The sequence below is a fragment of the Mycobacterium sp. genome (genome assembly GCF_019243155.1).
Classification (GTDB): Bacteria; Actinomycetota; Actinomycetes; order Mycobacteriales; family Mycobacteriaceae; genus Mycobacterium.
Genome location: NZ_JAFAUS010000157.1, coordinates 1 through 3,537 on the forward strand (window position 1 = coordinate 1; position 3,537 = coordinate 3,537).

4 protein-coding genes are annotated in these 3,537 nt (G+C 65.1%); 1 reads left to right on the plus strand and 3 read right to left on the minus strand.

Features of this window, described 5'->3' with window-relative positions:
• Nucleotide 1: 1 nt before the first annotated feature.
• Nucleotides 2-1,033: a lysophospholipid acyltransferase family protein gene (locus JOZ00_RS07715; protein WP_293341995.1), complete on the plus strand. Its 1,032-nt coding sequence runs from the start codon at nt 2-4 to the stop codon at nt 1,031-1,033.
• A 63-nt stretch (nt 1,034-1,096) separates the two neighbouring features.
• On the opposite strand, the gene JOZ00_RS07720 is transcribed toward JOZ00_RS07715, so the two are convergent.
• The 3 genes from JOZ00_RS07720 to JOZ00_RS07730 are packed head-to-tail and all read right to left on the minus strand — an operon-like array spanning nt 1,097 to nt 3,509.
• Nucleotides 1,097-2,023, minus strand: coding sequence for a cyclopropane mycolic acid synthase family methyltransferase (locus JOZ00_RS07720; protein ID WP_293341997.1), 927 nt, complete (start codon nt 2,021-2,023; stop codon nt 1,097-1,099).
• A 3-nt stretch (nt 2,024-2,026) separates the two neighbouring features.
• Nucleotides 2,027-2,545, minus strand: a complete 519-nt coding sequence (locus JOZ00_RS07725) for a MaoC family dehydratase N-terminal domain-containing protein (RefSeq protein WP_293341999.1) — start codon at nt 2,543-2,545, stop codon at nt 2,027-2,029.
• A 43-nt stretch (nt 2,546-2,588) separates the two neighbouring features.
• Nucleotides 2,589-3,509, minus strand: a complete 921-nt coding sequence (locus tag JOZ00_RS07730; protein WP_293342002.1) for an HAD-IB family hydrolase — start codon at nt 3,507-3,509, stop codon at nt 2,589-2,591.
• Nucleotides 3,510-3,537: the final 28 nt, after the last annotated feature.

The window sequence follows — 3,537 nt, forward strand, 5'->3', positions numbered from 1 at the left end:
ACTGCACACTAATCGGGGTCGGGTAGCGGCGCGTCGTAGAGCCGATCAGCGAGCGGAGTCCGCTCGCCAGCACCCCTCGCTTCTCTCTGATCCGCACGGCCGCGCATCGGCGGAACAACTCGCCGCCGTGGTCCGCGAAATCGACGATCACCGTCGCGCTGCCGCGATGTCGTCCGCGGAGGCGCCGCTCAACGAACTGGCCCAGCGCGTCGCCTCGGTCGCCGGATTCCTCCGTCAGCGTTTCATGGGCGACTACACCGTCGACGAATTCGGTTTCGATCCGCACTTCAACAGCGCGATCGTGCGTCCGTTGCTGCGGCTCTTCTTCCGGTCGTGGTTCCGCGTGGAAGTCAGCGGCATCGAGAACCTGCCGACCGACGGCCCGGCTTTGCTGGTGGCCAATCACGCCGGGGTGCTGCCCTTCGACGGGCTGATGCTGTCGGTGGCCGTCCACGACGAGCATCCGGCGCACCGGGACCTGCGGCTGCTGGCCGCCGACATGGTGTTTGACCTACCCATGATCGGGGAAGCGGCCCGCAAGGCCGGCCACACCATGGCGTGCACGACGGACGCGCACCGGCTGCTTGCCGCCGGCGAGCTCACCGCCGTGTTCCCGGAGGGCTACAAGGGCCTCGGCAAGCGTTTCGAGGACCGCTACCGGTTGCAGCGCTTCGGCCGCGGTGGATTCGTGACGGCCGCGCTGCGGACCAAGGCGCCGATCGTCCCCTGCTCGATCATCGGCTCCGAAGAGATCTACCCGATGCTCACCGACGTCAAGCTGCTGGCTCGGCTGTTCGGGCTGCCGTACTTCCCGATCACGCCGCTTTTCCCGCTGGCCGGGCCTGCGGGCCTGGTGCCGCTGCCGTCGAAGTGGCGCATCGCCTTCGGCGAGCCGATCTACACCAACGACTACGCGGCATCAGACGCCGACGACCCGATGGTCACCTTCGAGCTCACCGACCAGGTCCGCGAGACCATCCAGCAGACGCTATACCGGTTGCTTGCCGGCCGGCGCAACATCTTCTTCGGCTGACAAGCGCAAAAGGAAACGCCACCGCGGAAATCCGCGGTGGCGTTCTCTGTGGTGCCGTAGTGACTACTTGACCATGGTGAACTGGCAGACGTTCGTGTAGCCGTCGCGGAACAGGTCCGAGCAGCCCCGCAGGTACTTCAGGTAGATGTCGTAGGTGTCTTGCCCCTTCAGGGCGATCGCCTCGTCCTTGTGCGCCTCGAGGGCATCCCCCCAGGCGGTCAGCGTCGGAACGTAGTTCTTGCCGATGAAGTGGTGGCGCTCGATCTTGAAACCCGCGTCGGTCGAGTACTTGTCGACCAGATCGACCTGGGGCAACTTTCCGCCCGGGTAGATCTCCTTGAGGATGAAGCTGATGAACCGCAGCAGGGTCATATTGACCTGCAAGCCCATCGCCTTGCCCTCCTCGGCGCTGGGCACCACGATGCTGTGCAGCAGCATCCGGCCGTCGTCGGGCAGCAGGTCGTAGTACTTCTTGAAGAAGGTGGCGTATCGCTCGTATCCGGCGTCACCCGCACCGTCGGCGAAGTGCTCGAACGCGCCCAGCGACACGATGCGGTCGATCGGTTCGTCCGGGAATTCCTCCCAGCCCTGGATGCGCACCTCTTTGCGGCGGGGGCTGTCCATCTTCTCGAACTCCGCCATGCAGTGGGCGTGCTGGTTTTCGCTCAGCGTCAGGCCGATGACGTTGACGTCGTATTCCGCGACGGCATGCCGCATGGTCGAGCCCCAGCCGCTGCCGATGTCGAGCAGCGTCATGCCGGGCTCGAGGTTCAGCTTGTCCAGGGCGAGCTTCCGCTTGGCGTACTGCGCCTCTTCGAGCGTCTTGGTCAGATTCTGCGGGTCCGGATTCTCGTCGAAGTACCCGCAGCTGTAGGTCATCGACGGGTCGAGCCAGAGCTTGAAGAATTCGTTCGATTTGTCGTAGTGCGACCGGACCTTGTCGACCGGTGGCTTCAGTTGGGTGCTTCCCTCTTCCCCCTGTGAAGACATTTACTACGCCCCTAACTTTCCTGCGGATATGGATGCCACTGCCGCGGCGGTAGCTTCAACGTCCTCTTGGTTTGAAGACTCTCCCAGCATCGTGACGACACTGGTGACAATCGGTTCCCCGTCGGCATCGGTCACTTCGCTTCGGATCTCTGCCAGCACGGTGCCATGGGACTCGATTACCGAGTCTAGGTACGTATCGAAATACAGCTTGTCGTGGGCCAGGATCGGCCGGTGGAACTTGAATTTCTGGTCACGGTGGATGACGCGAGCGATGTTGATCGGGATGCTGAATTTCGTGAATATCTCCAGCTGAACGCGCCGACCTGCGATGGCGAGGAACGTCAACGGAGCCACCAGCCCGGGATACCCAGCGGCTTCGGCATCAACCTCGTTGAAGTGCGTCGGGTGGTCGTCCTGCAGCGAGGTGGCGAACTCGCGGATCTTCTCGCGCCCGACCAGAAAGTAGTCCGGTGCCCGGTAGTGACTGCCGATAAGTCCTTCGGCTTCTTTTGGGACTGTCATGTCCTGCGCTCCCCGCTTGAATACGTCTCAGCGGCGCAGCCTATCAGCGCGATTGGCGTCGGGACGCCAGAGCGGCGAGCGCGCCGCCGGCCGCGCCGAGCGCCAACGCCGAGGGCACCCCGATCCGGGCCGCCTTGCGCGCGGTGCGGAAGTCGCGGATCTCCCAACCGCGTTCGCGGGCCAGCGCCCGCAGTCGCGCATCGGGGTTGATGGCGACCGCGGTGCCCACCAGCGACAACATGGGCACGTCGTTGTAGCTGTCCGAATAAGCGGTGCAGCGTTTGAGGTTCAGGCCCTCCCGGATCGCCAGCGACCGGACGGCGTGTGCCTTGCCCGGGCCGTGCAGGATCTCGCCGACCAGCCTGCCGGTGAACACGCCGTCGACGGACTCCGCGACCGTGCCCAGGGCGCCGGTCAGGCCGAGCCGGTGCGCGATCGTGGCGGCGAGTTCGTATGGCGTGGCGGTGATCAGCCACACCTGCTGGCCGGCGTCGAGGTGCATCTGGGTGAGTTCGCGGGTGCCGGCCCAGAGCTTGTCGGCGATGATCTCGTCGTAGATCTCCTCGCCCAGGGAGACCAGTTGATCGACCGACCGGCCCTCGATGAACGCGAGCGCCTTGCGCCGGCCGGCGGCGACGTCGTTGCTGTTCTCCTTGCCCAGCAACTGAAACTTCGCCTGCGCGTAGATGAATCCGATGACGTCGCGGTAGGTGAAGTAGTTGCGAGCCGCCAGCCCGCGTCCGAAGTGCACCGCCGACGAGCCCTGCACCAGCGTGTTGTCCACGTCGAAAAATGCGGCGGCGGTCAGGTCGATCGGCGGCTGGGCGTGTCCCTCACCGGCGGCGGCTTCCGCCTGCAGGCCTTCGAGTGCGCGGGCGGCGCTGGCGTTGGCCGCGACGGATTCCAGGTCGATGTGGGCGGTGGGTTCTGCGCCGGCCGGCTCATTCGACTCAGAGGAAGTCATGGCCAAACCTCCTAGATCGCAGTGCCGC

Excerpts from the sequence above, each read along its gene's own strand:
- JOZ00_RS07720 (WP_293341997.1), bottom strand. The coding sequence starts at position 2,023 with ATGTCTTCACAGGGGGAAGAGGGAAGCACCCAACTGAAGCCACCGGTC.
- JOZ00_RS07725 (WP_293341999.1), bottom strand. The coding sequence starts at position 2,545 with ATGACAGTCCCAAAAGAAGCCGAAGGACTTATCGGCAGTCACTACCGG.
- JOZ00_RS07730 (WP_293342002.1), bottom strand. The coding sequence starts at position 3,509 with ATGACTTCCTCTGAGTCGAATGAGCCGGCCGGCGCAGAACCCACCGCC.